This is a genomic window from Agarivorans litoreus (assembly GCF_019649015.1).
Taxonomy (GTDB): Bacteria; Pseudomonadota; Gammaproteobacteria; order Enterobacterales; family Celerinatantimonadaceae; genus Agarivorans; species Agarivorans litoreus.
The window spans coordinates 1,969,463-1,985,791 of record NZ_BLPI01000001.1; the positions used below are offsets into that span (position 1 = coordinate 1,969,463).

At 45.9% G+C, this 16,329-nt stretch carries 11 protein-coding genes; all 11 read right to left on the minus strand.

Annotated elements, in window-relative coordinates:
- Positions 1–6 precede the first annotated feature (6 nt).
- The 11 genes from K5L93_RS09115 to tssC all read right to left on the minus strand — a co-directional run bounded on the left by K5L93_RS09115 (position 7) and on the right by tssC (position 16,308).
- The gene (locus tag K5L93_RS09115) at positions 7–4,290 is read right to left on the minus strand and encodes an RHS repeat-associated core domain-containing protein (protein ID WP_220719452.1); all 4,284 of its coding nucleotides are present in this window, start codon (positions 4,288–4,290) and stop codon (positions 7–9) included.
- Between the two features lie 17 nt (positions 4,291–4,307).
- Entirely contained in the window at positions 4,308–5,180 is an 873-nt protein-coding gene (locus tag K5L93_RS09120) for a hypothetical protein (protein ID WP_220719454.1), read from the minus strand.
- 2 nt (positions 5,181–5,182) lie between these two features.
- Entirely contained in the window at positions 5,183–5,470 is a 288-nt protein-coding gene (locus K5L93_RS09125) for a PAAR domain-containing protein (protein WP_016399932.1), read from the minus strand.
- 8 nt (positions 5,471–5,478) lie between these two features.
- The gene (gene tssI / locus K5L93_RS09130) at positions 5,479–7,293 is read right to left on the minus strand and encodes a type VI secretion system tip protein TssI/VgrG (protein ID WP_220719456.1); all 1,815 of its coding nucleotides are present in this window, start codon (positions 7,291–7,293) and stop codon (positions 5,479–5,481) included.
- A 64-nt stretch (positions 7,294–7,357) separates the two neighbouring features.
- Positions 7,358–7,837, minus strand: a complete 480-nt coding sequence (locus tag K5L93_RS09135; protein WP_016399934.1) for an Hcp family type VI secretion system effector — start codon at positions 7,835–7,837, stop codon at positions 7,358–7,360.
- A gap of 195 nt (positions 7,838–8,032) precedes the next feature.
- Positions 8,033–10,618 (minus strand): type VI secretion system ATPase TssH, encoded by a 2,586-nt coding sequence (gene tssH, locus K5L93_RS09140; protein WP_220719458.1) that lies wholly within the window; start codon positions 10,616–10,618, stop codon positions 8,033–8,035.
- 33 nt (positions 10,619–10,651) lie between these two features.
- Positions 10,652–11,629 carry a type VI secretion system baseplate subunit TssG gene (tssG, locus tag K5L93_RS09145; protein ID WP_016399936.1) on the minus strand — a complete coding sequence of 326 codons (978 nt, stop codon included), beginning with the start codon at positions 11,627–11,629 and terminating at the stop codon, positions 10,652–10,654.
- A complete protein-coding gene (gene tssF, locus K5L93_RS09150; RefSeq protein WP_220719460.1) occupies positions 11,626–13,455 on the minus strand; it encodes a type VI secretion system baseplate subunit TssF in 1,830 nt (609 codons plus the stop codon). Before tssF ends, tssG begins: the two co-directional genes overlap by 4 nt.
- Positions 13,456–13,458: 3 nt before the next feature.
- Positions 13,459–13,938 carry a type VI secretion system baseplate subunit TssE gene (gene tssE, locus K5L93_RS09155; protein WP_220719462.1) on the minus strand — a complete coding sequence of 160 codons (480 nt, stop codon included), beginning with the start codon at positions 13,936–13,938 and terminating at the stop codon, positions 13,459–13,461.
- Positions 13,938–14,747 (minus strand): type VI secretion system accessory protein TagJ, encoded by an 810-nt coding sequence (locus K5L93_RS09160; RefSeq protein ID WP_220719464.1) that lies wholly within the window; start codon positions 14,745–14,747, stop codon positions 13,938–13,940. The genes tssE and K5L93_RS09160 overlap by 1 nt, the downstream gene beginning before the upstream one ends.
- A 4-nt stretch (positions 14,748–14,751) precedes the next feature.
- Positions 14,752–16,308 (minus strand): type VI secretion system contractile sheath large subunit, encoded by a 1,557-nt coding sequence (gene tssC, locus K5L93_RS09165; protein WP_152783829.1) that lies wholly within the window; start codon positions 16,306–16,308, stop codon positions 14,752–14,754.
- Positions 16,309–16,329: the final 21 nt, after the last annotated feature.

Consider the following 16,329-nt stretch of genomic DNA (forward strand, 5'->3'; position numbering starts at 1 on the left):
GTTTCCTTAAAAATTCAACTCTAATCCACTACTTGCAATCTTTGCATCAGCATCTAATTTTTTAACAACCAATGAGCCATCTGCTTTGTTGCGAATTAACAGTTTTTCTACCTTACCATCACCATCTCGCAAGCTACTTAAAACTTTACGCCGCTGCTTTCTCGTCATCCCTGCATTATCCAAGCGTTTATCATTCACCCACTTATCATTCATTTGTTTACCATCACTGGTTTTACCTAAACTCGACTTACCGTACTTGGCTTCGATGATAACAAAATCTGGTGGTGGGTTGGGGTGTTGGTAAATACCATCTATGCCCTGCTTACCCGGCGTATATGTACCATCAGTGTTGCCTAAAGGCTTATAACCCTTTTCGGTTAGCAAGGCATGAGCATTATGCTCACCCGCCGCCGCTTTTTGGTGGTTGAGTGAACTAAATTCATCGGCAAATGAATCCGGTGAGCGGCTATCGGCTGGCCGATGAGCAATGTCTCTTGGTCGCCTAGCCTTTCTTGTTTTACTGGTTACTTGCGCTGCATCACCACCAGTATCAACGACTTTAGCCGCTTTACGCAATTTAGCGGCCTTACCGCCGGGTACTACATCTAAAGCACTAGTAGGCATCACTGCGGCTAAACTTGCATAAGCAATACCAGTGGCAACTCTACCGAAACTACCCTCTGGGTATTGAGCGCCATGTTCAACGGCAACATCGAGCGCATCATCTAATACTTCATTTAGGGCTTCTATTTCTAGCGCACCTAAGCCATCAAGTATTGCTTGGCCTGCTTTAGCTAAGGGGCTTTCACCTGGCGCGTAAGGTTTGCTAGGCTTCCGTACTCGGCCAATTTTTTTATTACCCTCTTTACAGGCTAAACCTAAAGGGTCTACCCAATTTGTCGGGCTTGGGGTGTATTGATAAAGATTTAAGCCACCGAGTAATTCAATTGGGTCTTGTTGTATGTACCTGCCCTGCTGCGGGCAGTAGTAGCGGTGAAAGTTATAGTGAAGACCGCTTTCTTCATCAAAGTATTGGCCCTGAAAGCGCAGTGGGTTGTCTATTTGCTTAACGCTTAGCTGCTCTATCGAACCATAGGCTTGGTAATGGGCTTGCCATACTATCTTGCCTTGCTCGTCGCTTAAGCGAATTGGGGTACCGATATGGTCCAGATGGTAATGATAAATCTGACCCTGTTTAATCATCGCTATGGGGCGATGGCTATTGGGCTCGTAGACATACCAGGTAAATTGGCCTTGGCTATGCTCACCAATTAGTTGATTACCTTCCCATAAATAATCGGTTTGCCCTTGGGCAGTAATTTTGCAGCTGCGACGGCCTAAAGCATCGTAGTGGTAAACGGTGTTATCACGGCCTTGGCTAAGCCTAACCAATTGGTTTAAGCCGTTAAATACGCGTTGCTGACGCACCTTACTTTGGCTGGCGAGTACTTGGTTACCGTAGCGGTCATAACGGTAGCTACACTGCTCATCACCTAGCAGCTTGTCACCTAACATGTCGGCTTGTTTGGGGTTGGCAAAACTATCCAGCTCAAATTGCTGGTTATTAGCATTGTGGCTAGTAGCCTTGGTGAGTTGGCTAAGTGCATCATAGCTGTAGTTATTAACTCCCAGCTCGCTATCACTCACGCCTAAAAGTTGGTCACCCGCATCAAAACGATAATGACGCTCAATACAGCTTGGCGCTTGTTCAGGTTGCTCTAACTGCCATTGCTGGCTTAACAAACGGCCTTGTGCATCATAGTGATGATACAGTTGGTGGCGCTTGCTTAGCTCGCGGCTTACTTCTTCACCAGCTGTGTTAAAGCTGCGACTTATCACAGGCTGCTGGTTAAACCATATCGCAGATAAACGCCCTTGTTCATCGTAGTGATAAGTTAAGGCATTGCCGTCGGGAAGCTGAGTGTGGCTGCGCAATCCTTGTGAATTCAATTGATAAATAGATTGCCAATTGTCTTGCCAGTTTTCTTGCAACTGGCCATTAGCGAAGTAGCTAAAACGTAGTTTGCGCGCAGCATTGTTGGCTTGGCTCAACTTACCTTGTAAGTCATAAGCAAAATCGTTAATCAGGGTAATGCCATTAGCGGTGCTGCGCTGCTCGGTTACCTGACCTAGAGAATTGCGTTTTAGCTGAATCAGCCGCTCACTATTTTCGGCAACTTGAGTAAGCTGACCCGCTAGGTTGTATTGGTAATGCTGCTCGCGGCCATCAAAACCAATGGTTTTGCTAATACGTTCACAACTGTCATATTCCAGTTGATAAACCTGCTCGTCACTGCGGGTAATGGCGGTAAGGTTACGCTCTTTATCGTAACAAAAAGCTAACCATGAGCCGTCGGGGTTAATCTGTTTAGCTGGCTGCGACAAGCCTTGATATTCGTAGCTTGTACTTCGCCCTAGCGAGTCGGTCACTTTAGTCACTCGCCCTGCTTCATCATAGCCATAGGCCCTACGCTGACATTGCTCTGGCGAATCCTGATGATAAGACAAGACCTCAACAATATTGCCACGCTCATCGCGTTTGTATTGACCAACCCAGCCCTTTCCATCTACTTCGCCATTGCACTCACCAATGGCGTTATAGCTATAGCGAATTAACGCATCACCCACTTGCTTGGCGCTCAACAAGCCTTGCTCATTCCACCAAAATTGTTGATTGGGCTGGTTACTAGCAGTTTTACTCACTAAGCGGCTTTGCGCGTCGTAGCGGTATTCGGTGACCACACCTTGTACATCAACTTCGGAAGTTAACAAACCAAGGCTGTTGTACTCACGCTTAAGCGATGAGCCATCGGCATAGTCGACTTGTGTAACAAAACCCAAGCGATTATAGCTATAACGAGTAAGATTTTGATTTGGCGCTAGCTCAGCGTCTAACTGGCCGTGCGCATTGTAATGGTAACGAGTTGTCGCGCCATTTGGGTCTGTTTCACTGATTTTGCGTTGTAGTTCGTCGTATTCAAATAACCAACAAGCACCGTCGGGCGAAATCTTTTTAAGGATTTGACCTTGTGCGTTATGCCAGTAAGTCCAACAGTTTCCGTAACTATCAAAACTGCGGCTAAGGCCTTGCTCTAGCTCATACTCAAATCTATAGTGATAATGCTCGTTATCGCCCCATTGTTCGATACAACGCGCGTTTTGCTCACGGCCATCCCAAGAAAAGTAATGAGAAAACCCCGAAGCGCGGGTTCGTTGAATCAATAAACCTTGCTGGTAACGATACTGTTCTTGCTGACCCAAACGGTTGGTCGCAGTGCTTAAATGCCCCTGTTCATCATAGGTATAACTTGCATAGCTTTGCGCTGTTTCGGCTTTAGAGCTGAGTAATTCAACCAGCCGACCTTCTAGATCATAACGCAGGAAAAGTTGTTGGCTATGGTTGATTTCAATCTGGGTTAAGCGAGGAGCAACGGAGTAGCTAAGTCGATAATGCGTATCGACACCATCACTTATTTTAGTAAGCAGCCACTGCTCTTGCTGTTTAGAAAACTGCAAAGTTTTGCCATTGGCACTGCTAATAACAATGTTTTCAAGCTGATGTTGCAACACCATGCCCGATTTAACCTGGCTACTTTTAGCACCAACGACCACATAAGGAAAATGCTGCTGATGCCCTAGTGCATCGGTAAACAACCAACCCGCTTGCTCACCCTGTAACTGTTCCAAACTGTAGTGAAAATTACTTCGCCAGCCTAAACCTAAACCCACATCTTGATGCGAAAGACTTGAGCGATAAGTGCGCTGCCAAACTAACTCACGATGACCTTGCAAGCACACATCGTCTAATTGCAGCACTTCTTCACCGCTGCTCATTACAATGGGATCACCGCAAGTTTGAATATCGGGATGGTCAACAGCTTGAGTGACGTCATCACTGCTATTTTGGTTTTTACCTTGCTGTTGGGTCTTCGAGCGCCCTCCTGGAGCTTTGGGTTCATTTGGGACGGATGAACTCCAAGAGGGCCTCGAAGCTGGAGAATGTTGAGGAATAGCTTTTTCAGCTTGGCGCTGAAACCACACCTCACCATTCGTTAACGCGGTAATTAATTTCTGATGCGGATCGCCAGCCGGCGTAGTAGTGACCAAACGGTATAAACGGCGTAAACCTTTGCCGTTGCTATCAGCAGCACCTGCAAAGTTAGCTAAAAATGCTGCTGCTTTTTGGGCATCACTAAAGGCAGGCTTGTTGCCCACGTTACGTTTGCCAGTAAAAAAGTCATAAGCAAAGCCGTCAATTCCAGTGACTACTTCTTTTTGGGTTCCATCCATACTGCTGTTTTACACCACTAGGCGACCCACGCGAGCATCATTGCACTGCGGTAAGTCTGATCAGAAATATCCAATTGAAAACTCAAACCAGCATGTTTTTGCTGCTGATAGTGAGTAAATAAATGACACAAATTAAACAAGCCAGTACAGGCCGCTAAGTCCCCGACTCTGGCGTCAGCAAATATCACTTGGCTGCGCGAACCAACGCTATTTTCAAAACATTGAAAAGCCGCTAACCAGCCATCCATTAACTCACTGCTTAAGGCACTTGGCATATAGCACTGAGTTAACTCTTGTCCGCACTGGCCACGATAACGTTGGATTAACGCCGCCACTGTTGCAGCTATGCTTTTATCTGAGGTTTGCACCTCATAGCTGGCCCAAGGCACAGCAAAACCACGCTTAGCCGGCTGTAACCGAGCAGCGATGAAACACTCACTAGCAATGCTAGCGGTTTGCTCGAGAGCTTGCGTTGCAGCTAAACGCTCATCTTGATGATAAGCCAGCACTTGAATTGAGCCTGCCAACTGCTGATTAAATAACTTAAGCGCTTGGCGCAGCGCTAATTGCATGGCGCAGCGACCATAGGGAAATAAATACACTTTTTTGCTTTGCGCTAACTGAGGCACTAATGCCAAGGTATCTTGATAAACTTGGCTTTTTGCTTGTTCTAAAGGCGCTTCTGGCAGCAATACAAACACCGCATCAGCATCGACTTTCAGCTTGGCTAGCTTGGCTCGTTCTACTTCATTAAAGCTGTAGTGACGTAGGGCCTGCTCGCCCTTAATGCTTACGCTTGCAGCAATCTCATCATCGCTTAAACCGAAAATAGCGTTTGAATCGCTGTATTCACCAAGCTGCAGGGCCTCAATGTCTAGCTGCAAGTTCATGCCTAGCCTATTAACACCGTAGGGTTACCTACTACAATTTTGCCGCCATGGGCGGTTGAATCGCCTAATCGCGCAACTGCTTTACCACCAACCGTAACCGAAGAGGAACCCGACTTAATCGTATCTGGCGGTCCAATGCACACCAACTTATCGCCCACGCAAGCAACCGGCATTCCGCCAGCGGTTACCGTACCGTTGCCGCCAACCACTGGGCCACCAACATGCGGTACTTTATTTTGCACTTTAGGACATACGTGAAATGACCCAAGCATTGCTACTGGCTTACCCATTATGTCCCTTAGTTCAGTGAAATAGCTGGCGCTTTAAGCGCGATAGAGGTGCCGTTAATCGATACCGAGGTACCTTTGATATCAATATTGCCGCCACTTGAAAGGGTGATAGAAGCGCCACCCGCTTTAATGGTGATTTTGCTGCCAGCCACTAAATCGATATTTTTGCCAACATCTATTACTAGGTTCTTACCTACTTTCTCAGACTGGTTTTCGGCAACGTCAATGCTGAGGTCTTTACCAATTTTTTCAGTTTGGTTTTGTTTGATTTCGGTTTGCAGATCTTTCTCTGCCTGGATGTAAAGCAGCTCTTTACCAGCATCGTCATCAAAACGAATTTCGTTAAAGTTACTCTCGCCACCGCCTTTGGTTGAGCGAGTCTTTATTCCAGACTGCGATTTCTTACTGGGTAAGCCATAAGGTGGCATCTGGTCGCCGTTGTATAGCGCGCCTGTAATCACCGGTTGGTCAGGGTCGCCTTCTAAAAAGCTAACCAGTACTTCTTGGCCCACTCTTGGCAAGAAGAATGCGCCGTAACGGCTGCCTGCCCAGTTTTGCGAAACCCGAATCCAACACGAGCTGTTGCTGTCACTTTTGCCTTCGCGATCCCAGTGGAATAGCACCTTAATACGGCCATATTTATCTACATGGATCTCTTCACCCGGATCACCCGTCACCAAGGCTGTTTGGGCGCCATGAATCACCGGCCGAGCCGTGGTTTGGGATGGTCTGAACAATACGTCAGCCGGGATGCAAGAGAACTGATTGTGTAGCACTTGGCCGCTGTTTTTAGCTGCGCCAGTTTGGCTGGTAATGGCAACACTTAAACTAAGTTGAGTTATTAAGTAGCTTTTCCCTACCTGAGCGGGATCTTCATGTGATTTAAAACCAAAGTACTGACCAGCGCTAAAAGTAGCGCAAGTACTGCCACCTCGGCACACTAAGGCATCTCGCTGCATTGCTTCTAAAGCTACGTTGGCAGCATTTTGCAAAACAGGGTTAAATTCGGAACCGGCATAATACTCAAACACTTCGCCATTTTGCTGTTGTTTGGTTAACGCCGTATTTTGCTGTTCACCCTTTGGTTTTGCGCTTGGTTTTATAAAGTCGTAACCGCCTTTACTCGCAATACCCGGAGTGATGTTTAGGTTACCACTCCAAGAGAACACGTGAGATTCTGACAATGAGCCGGTGGTAAAGGCTACTTTGCTTTCTTCTGCTTCGCGGTAGGCACTCAAAGCATCAGCCAATACAACACTGTGCTTGGCCTTGCTGTGTTCAATAATGTAAAAGATGCCTGCTTCTTCAAGCAAACGATGCACAAAGGCAAAGTCACTTTCGTTGTATTGAACTTTGTAACCCAAAGTTGGGTAACTGCCCTTAAGTTCACTTTTTACTTGCACGCCGTGTTCTGCAAAAATCTTTTTTACGATTTCGTCAGCGCTTAAGCTTTGAAAAATTCGGCAATTACTTCGCTGCTTAAGAAAGTGTAAATTCGACACGATCTGTAGTTGGTAATCTTGGTATTTTTCGCCTTCTGCTTCACTAGGAACACGACTGCCTAGAGAAGTAATACTGGCAACAACGCCATTAAAAAAACGGGTAACACTGGCTTTACCTTTTAGATAATCTAAATTAATGGTAACCGGTTTTCCAATAACGTCGGACTCAGATATTATCTGTCCATTTGTATAACAATAAACATTAATAGAGAAAGGTGAAGATATACCTTCCTGAATATCAAACTGAGTAAGATGTAATACATCTTTACCCAATGGTGTTTCTATTTGAATGATATTCTTACTTTGACTTGCCTTTTCCATATGCTTCATGTTCACGCTAGTAAAAAAATAAGCGGGATAGATTAACTACCCCGCAGAAAGCCAATTACATTTGTTGGCCTTTAACACCGCTGTAACCGTAAACAAGCGGAGCTTGAACATTGTTTTGGTCATCGGTAGGTGTAACAGTCATCATCATTTCTGTGTAAGAAATAGTGATGTTTTCAACTGGGCGGTCATCTTGAATTGATACTGAGTAGCTAGAAATCATTGCGTCAGTCAGTTCAATTTTCATGATTTCTTCGATTTTCTCACCTTGCTTAGTAATGTGGAAAACCGCTGGCTTACCCTTACCAATAGTGGCTTCTTTGAAAAGATCTGGAGAAGCTTTATCTTGCATTTTAGTGATGTTGATGTCACATAAACGCGTTGCACTCGCTTCACGATCTTGAGCAGTACCAGTGTGTGAAGAGATTTCACGTGCTACTGACCAGTCTACAGACAAAAGAGTAATTAAGTCTTTGTACTGTTCAGCTGTCGCTTCACCCTTGATATCACCGTACTTCAAATAAGTATTCGCTTGCATGCTAATTTCCTTTAGCTAATTAAGTAAAAATAACCCTGATGGGTAGTTTTAATGCAGCGTTTTAACACGCGCAATTTTATTAGTCGAAACCGTAAAACAATTTAATAAATGTCAAAAACATCGAAAACTGAATAACAATCACAACCCAATTAAGTGGTACATTATAAATATTTTAATCAATAGTGAAAACACTAATTACAACATTTCGACACAATAAGTATCTTCAACTAAATCTACGCTAATTTTCTCTATATTAAGACGTTGAGACATGGCTTCTAATACCTTATTAGAGATCACAGGCAACAATTCATTTTGAATATTATTTTGAATTGCCCTTGCGCCAACATCAGCATTTTGAGACTGGCTGTTTAGGTGTTCGATGACAGCTTCAGAAAAACTCAATTCTGCTTGGTGATTTCGAGCAAATCGCTGCTCAACTCTACCCAGCTGTAAACGCACAATTTGATTTAGCGTGTCGCGGTTAAGTGGCACAAATGGGATGAGGTTTAGGCGACCAATAAAGGCAGGCTTAAATACTGCGAGCAAATCATCACTTAGAGCGTGTTTTAGCCCTTCGATATCAGGAGCAGTTTCTTCATCTTCAAATAAACCAGTAGTGGTTTCGGTACCCACGTTAGAAGTCATGATGATGATGGTATTTTTAAAGTCGATATCTCGACCTTCGCCATCTTTGATGGTGCCTTTATCAAACACTTGGTAAAAAATGTCTTGCACGCCCGGATGGGCTTTTTCCATTTCGTCTAGCAGCACTACACTGTATGGCTTGCGGCGCACGGCTTCAGTAAGAACACCACCTTCACCATAGCCTACGTAACCAGGAGGTGAACCCACCAACAGAGAAACCTTATGCTCCTCTTTGAATTCCGACATATTGATAACCGTTAAGTTATCTTCGCTGCCGTATACTTGCTCGGCTAGGGTTAAGGCTGTTTCTGTTTTACCAGTACCACTTGGCCCGGTTAGTAAAAACACACCGTTTGGCTTGCGCTCATCACTTAGCTGAGCACGCGCGGTTTGAACCACTTTACTAATGAGTTCTAGTGCGTGGTCTTGACCAACAATTCGCTCGCCCATTTTTTGCGGCAAACTTAATATGGTTTCCACTTCGTCTGATTGCATGCGACCCAGTGGTATACCAGTCCAATCGGCAATAACTTCAGCGACTAGTACTTCGTCTACTTCTAAAAACACCATTGGTTGGGCAACTTCTGCCAAGCTCGCTTTAATTTCTACCAGCTGCTCTCGAGCTTTTTCTTCGGTTTCTTCCTCGGTATTGAGAATGCTATCGGCATGTTGCTTAGCTTGAAGCACCATACCCTGCTCGTCCCGCCAGGTAGCTTCTGCTTGTTCAAAGGCACTTTGGGTATCGGCCAGTTCTACATTGAGCTGCTGCAGCAATTCTTGATGTTCAGACCCCGTTAACTGCTCGCGTTCCAATTGCTCGATTTGCGCAACCAACTGTTGTTGTTTACGCTGTAAACGCTCTACTTGGCTAGGGGTAGCAGCTTGGCTCATCGCCACGCGGGCACATGCGGTATCAAGCAAAGCAACGGCTTTGTCGGGTAACTGGCGAGCATTAATGTAGCGGTTAGATAAACGTACTGCGGCTTGCAAGGCTTGGTCGCTAATTGATACGCGATGGTGCTTTTCCATCACAGGTAGTAAGCCACGTAACATCACAATGGCTTTTTCTTCGCTTGGCTCTTCTACTTTAACCACTTGGAAACGACGCGTTAACGCTGCATCTTTCTCAAAGTATTTTTTGTATTCGGCCCAAGTAGTCGCCGCAATAGTGCGCAGTTCACCACGTGCCAGCGCGGGTTTAAGCAGGTTGGCTGCATCATTTTGGCCAGCTTGGCCGCCGCTACCAATTAAGGTATGCGCTTCGTCGATAAACACAATAATAGGTGTAGCTGAGCTCTTCACTTCACTGATTACTGACTTAAGACGATTTTCGAACTCACCTTTCATGCCCGCACCAGCTTGTAGCAAGGCTAAATCTAAAACATGAATCTTTACGTTTTGCAGTGATTCGGGCACATCATTATCAGCAATACGCTGCGCCAAACCTTCAACTACTGCAGTTTTACCTACACCGGCTTCGCCAGTAAGTATCGGGTTGTTTTGGCGACGACGGGTTAAAATGTCGATCATCTGGCGAATTTCTTCGTCGCGACCAAGTATTGGGTCAAGCTTGCCAGAGCGTGCTTGCTCGGTAAGGTCGATAGTAAACTGATCTAAACTTGGTGTTTTGCCCGAGCCTTTAACTTGGCTTGCAGTTGCAGCTTCGGCATTTTGATTAAGCGTCGGCCATACATGCGCCAGCTGAGCTGGGTCGATGTTTTCTAACTGCTTCAAGAAATGCATGGTGCTAAAGCTAAGAGTATCGTCGTTTAGCAAGGCATGAATAATGTGGATAGGCGCGATATTGTCTGCGTTGTATTCAATGGTGGCGGCCATCCACGCGGCGCTCAATAAACTGACAATTTGCGGCGATAAACCAGGAGTTTGCTGATTACCGGTTTTAGCCCGCTCTAGATTGCGATTTAGATCGGCAGTTAATGCATCAATATCTACCGCAAAATGCTCCGCCACCAACATAAGATCTTCGGTTTGGCCTTCGCACATCGCTAATAACCAATGCTGGATCTCTACACTAAAATGACTGCGGCTATTAGACAGCGCAGCGGCCGCTTCTAGGCTCTGCTTGGCTGTGGGCGATAGCTTCTCAACCATTGATTTTAAAGTCATTGTCGACATCTGTATTTCCTATAATCCTTTAAACAAAATCTACTACGCGATGGGGATTTTGGTTTGTTCGTCCATTCGCTTACTGTTAATGGTTAGCGCGCTACCTTGACCTAAGCCCAAACCGGTTTTACCTAAACGCGAACTAGGCATATCTCGATAACGGGCCATTAGGCTCCAACGAGGACGCACGTGCGCGGGCAAGTATTCGGCGACGGTTTCTTGTAATAATGAAAGTGTTTTACTGCCCGGCAGAAGTTGCTGAGCCCCTTGTGCATTGGCTGCATGAATTTCAATTTCTAAAGCAGACCCTACATCCCAAACCTTGCTGCCAATGGTGGCACTGCGTCCTAGTTGCGCATGTTGCCCTTCTGGATTAACCCTGCTCGCTAAGCTGGTCTGCTCTTCATCGCTTAGCGATAGCCATTGCCCTAAGTGCTCATTAATCACAACCTTGCAGCCTGAAATAAGCTCTACAATTTGCTTTAAACCTTGAGCACTACGAATAGACTGAGCAAACAAACCACCTAGGTATTGTTGGGTATGATTTGAAGTACCAGATAAAGAGTGCAAGGCACTAGAAATAGGGTCTTTCTTGTTGGTTTGCTGCTGACGCTGATACTGCAGAGGGAACTGATACTTTTCCCAAGCGCGGTGATATAAAGAAATCAGGCGATGATGGAAAATATCCAGAAAGTCTCGCATCGACTCGTCTTTCTGCTTGCAACGATCCATTACCCATTCACTGTAATGACGGGGCATCACACCACTTGGCCCAGTTAAACCAAAAAAGTTAACAAACACTGAATAAGGCTGATTTTCAGAAACAGGCGCTTCTACCCGCTCCAAGGCTTTACCCGGAAAACCTAAGTTTTGCGGCACTTTAAAACGTAAGGCCTCATTCTTGGGTAAAGTATCAGAACCCACACCGTTGTGCTGTGCACCTCGGCCAGCTTGAATAGCAACCACGCTGTGGTGGAAGTCTTGCTCGCTGCCACTGTTTAAGGTGTCAAACAGCTTCATATCAGCTCCTTGTCACCAGCCATGGCGGGCCAACGATGTAATACATTGCTGGCACCCAAGTGTTTAATCGATAAACGGGTGAAGCTGTTTATGGTGGTGTACTGAGCGAAAAAGTGCGCCAATACGTTGCCAAAAAAGAACAAGTTAATACCGGATAGCTCTTGATTAACAAATTCCAAAATAATGTCTGAACCGTGGCAAAAACCCACCCGGCCATTTTGCACAACCCGAGCTGTCGCCCGCTCGATGTTTACCTTAGCGATAGCTTCAATCAATACTTTGGTTTGTGGTGATTGCTTAAAATCGTAAAGCTGTAATAGCTCTTGTAGCAACTTAACCGCGTTAGGCTGGGCAAAGTGATTAAGGGTTAGATGACTAGCCAACTGCCAACGAGAAGCATCAAACATAGCGGGGCGAATAGGCTCGCTAAAGGGCAATAAGCAACGGACATTCTTAAGCGAATCGGCACGGCTTGGCACCACTATCGATGGCTGTCCACCACCAAAAGGCAAGCGCGCTGGCAAATTACGGTTACTGCATAATGCTTTAGCTGATACCAACCATTGTTCATGCTGCTCGATATCTAAGGCTTTAGCGTCACCATCAACCACTGCTAAGTAGCTTTCAACACCGGGTTCGTCGTGTCCACCAGCCCATTTATTTAGTTCACGTCGTAGCGTCCAGAACAAATTACCCGCTTGAGGGTAATGCGGTAACTGGCTACCGTAAAACGGCGTCACGTCAACACTGTTATCGTGTTGATCGAAGGCTTCAACTTCGGTCACTCGAACCACTTCGGATATATCTGCATCTCGATAACGAGGCACTAAGCGGTGCTCAAAACGAGCGGGATCTAAACGTAAAGGCTCCAGCTCATCTTCAAATAGGTTTATCACTGGCACACAGCCCAGCAAAATATTATCGGCGGTAAGTTGCTTTGCCAATATGTCTGAATCGCTATCAAGATAAATGTATAAATCCACCTCATCCTGGTCACCAAACCAACTAGGATCTAAATCTTGTAGCTCAAAAAACATGAACTTTTCAGGGCAAATAAAGTGCTCAACTAGCAAGCGATAGCCATTAAAAGTTCGCTGCTCATAAGGCACCACTTTTTCATCATCAGCAAAACCCACCGCACTAATATGGCGAGCCTGCAAGTAGTGATTCGCTTGTAAACTGCCCGGAGAGGCAAACGCCAATCCCACACTAGATTGGAAAATAAGTTGATAAAGCTTGTAACTAAGCTGCGGTTGTCCGTGAATGTAGAAACGCATTTTTTGCACACCCACATCACTAAAGGCCACATCATCAAATTCACAACTTAAGCGCAGTTTTATTACCGCTGCAGCATTGTTTTGAAAGTTAGGGCGTGGCGCTTTAAAAGGCGCGCCTTCAAAGCTCGCTTGAGTAACTTCTACTGGCCACATTTCGGTATCGTAGCAAGTATTAAAACGACAACTTTTGTAACCCGGCACTTGAGTTTCTAACTCGGTGCCTTTGGGGATCATTAAGCTATAGTCAGTAACATTTTGGGTGCTCATTTTGATTACCGACATCGACGGAATTGGCGCGTGGTAATCGGGATATAGCTGCCCTAACAAGGCTTCGGTTAACTCTGGAAAACTGTCATCAAGCTTTTGTCTTACCTGTGCCGTAAGTAACGACACTCCTTCGAGTAAACGAGAAACATGTGGGTCTTCCACATTTTCTTCGCTCATGCGCAAACGGCCGGCCACCTTGGGATAACGCTCGGCAAACTCAGCCCCCATGTGGCGTAAGTAAGCTAGTTCGCGGTTGTAGTACTTTAACAGCTCGTCACTCATGCTCTACTCAACTATTCTTATGCCAAGGCATACCGGTTCAACTTCAGAGTCAAAGGTCATTTCCTCTGGCTCAGGATCGGCATGACAAAGAGCATGAATACGCAAGCGCAATACCCGATCAAGCGGTTGCTCTTCACTTACGGTTGTCACCGATAAATCAATAAAACGAGGTTCAAATTTGCGAATGGTGTGCTCTACAATTTGACACAACATCTCGCGGCCATCTTGGCTGCTCAAAGGCATAGATGAGAAGTCTGGCAAACCATAACTAAATAAAGATTTGTCCAACTCGCTGTACCATTCAGGCCAGGTATGCCAATGCAACTTGGCGTTAAGCAAAGCCTCTAGATCACGGCGAATACTGCGCCGATAAGCTTGTCGCCCGTAGCTTGAATAGATATCACTGCTTGCAGCATTCTCATCCAAGTTATTACTTAACCTGTCGAGTAATGAAAGCTGCAAAGCGGGTTGAACAGTGCTCATTACTCAGCAGCCTCGGTGGCTGTTTCTACAGAGAACGATTCCAACTGAGAAACGGCTAATGCGTCATCATTTACTAACCACATTTTTTGCCCTCGTCCTTGGTAAAATTCAGAGCCTAAAATGGCTTGCCAATCGGTTTCTCTCCCCAGCTTTTCTGCATCGCTTTGGCTGTTTACATAGGTCATTGGCAGGAACACTTCGCCGGAAGGGCCCTCTTTAATATCTAACTCGGCGCGGCGCCAAATGTGCTCAAACAAAGTAGTTTCAGGCAGTAGCTTTAACCAAGTGATGTCAGAGAACGGCACAAAGTAATACAAACCATTAGAGCCAAATACTTCTAGGTAACCCGCTAAGCTGTCATCTAAATCACGCAGCTCGTTACAGTTTTTACCGTTAATCTCTACTTCAGCTGATTGGCGTAAGCTTTCTAGTTGCTGAGCAGCTTGTTCAAACTCAGTTTTGTTGTCACTTAACTGTGCCAAGCGCACTTCCACCAAAGGCGCTAAAGTTTGCGACGCGCCCGTCACCAAACTTGCGGTATCTCTACCAGCTGCAAAATCTACCCGCGATTGCGCGGCATGCACTAGTTGGCGCATGTTTAAAGCACCAGGAACACACTGTGGATGCTGCTTAACCAACAAGTCCAGCTGCTGATCAGCACGCTCTAGCTGTCCATCAATACATAACAATTCAATAAAACTGCTGCGTGTATCTAAGTCCTTAGGCATCACTTTTAGGTGAGCAATGGTTTGGGCGATTGCTTCACTTAATTGTCCTTGTTGAATCAACTGCTTTATTTGTTGTTGCATCTGTTTATCCTGCTTGGTTATAGCTTGGAGATAACTCAGTTATCAGGCGAATACTGGAGATCATTTGGTCGAGCTGAAAATGCGGACGCAAATGGATAATGGAGTAATAATGGCCAGGTTTACCGGCTTGTTCTTTAACTTGAATCTTGGCTTCGTTAAGCGGGTAACGCGCCCGAATTTCGTCGGAGGCTTCATCAGAGGCGGTGGTATAAGCATGCAACCAGCTTTGCAGGTCACGCTCAATCAAGTTAGCGTTATCAAATGAACCAACTCGATCTCGCCCCATCACTTTTAAGTAGTGCGCAAAGCGAGAAACACACAATACGTATTGCAACATCGACGATAAGCGTGCATTTACCGCTACCGATAAACTGTCGTAGTTTTTCGGTAAGTTGACGGAGGCATTGCTATACAAAACTAAGTGTTCTGTATGCGGAACTGTAGACACCGGAATAAAACCGCTGTCAGACAATTGCTTCTCTAAACGGTCGCCAACTTGCAAATTCACCGAGGGCTTAGCCGAGCGCATATGGCGCGAAAACTTAAAGCGAGAACTGGGTAAATCGAATACCAAACCGTGCTTGTATTGGCCTGGCTGCAAGCCACGAATTTGGCTAAACCAGCCAGATTCTTTAAAAGCGCGCAGGGCCACGGCAGCGACACCGTATGCGGCGTTGCCCCATAAGTAGTCACCTTCGGCATCGTTAACTTGCTCAACAAACATAAAGCCTTCTTGGCGACGGCCATCTTGTTGATAGGGCTCACGCATTAAAATATTGGGCGCGGTAATGCCTAAAAAGCGGGAGTCTTCTTGGCTACGCAGCTTACGCCAATTGATGTATTCAGCTTGTGAAAACTGCGCACTAATATCTCGAACTGATGCCAGCTCACTGAAGAAGTCGACACCAAACATTGATGGCGCAGCGCCAGTAACAAAAGGCGCAAACGCAGCGGCGGCTGCATGGCTAATTGCCCGCAGCGCATCAATGTCGTTAGTAGGCATGCCACGTTTGGCTTTGTGCGAGATTTGGTAGTCACCCACAATCATGCCAAAGGGTTCACCGCCCGGCATGTTGAACTCATTGGTATAAATAAGCTTGAACAGTTCACTTTGATCAAACTCGATGGCACGTGATACATCGCGGCAAAGCTCGCGCCAGTTAAGGCTAATTAACTTAACCTTGGCAACCAGGCTGTGATCTTGAGTACCTGAATGCTCTGTAAGGTATTTCACCCCGCGCCAACTGGCTTCTAAGTCCTGAAACCGTTGATGGTGAATAATCGCGTTCACTTGGTCATTTAAACGCTCATCAATGTCGCGAATGGCACGCAGCAAAATCGGCCTTAGGGTTTCCGCTGTCCATGCCGAGTCATACTGTTGATTGTCTCGTTCTAACCAAATTCGCAGTGCTAAATAGGCATCTTCTGCCGCTAAAAACTTATCCACCACTTGGCTCTGGGCACACCAATCCACATCAACATGTTGAGTATCTAACTCAACTTGATGCAGGCTTTGGCTATCCACAAAACTCAGTGGTGGTAAAGTTTGGCTCATGGTCATAGTAATAAGGCGGGCCTTGCG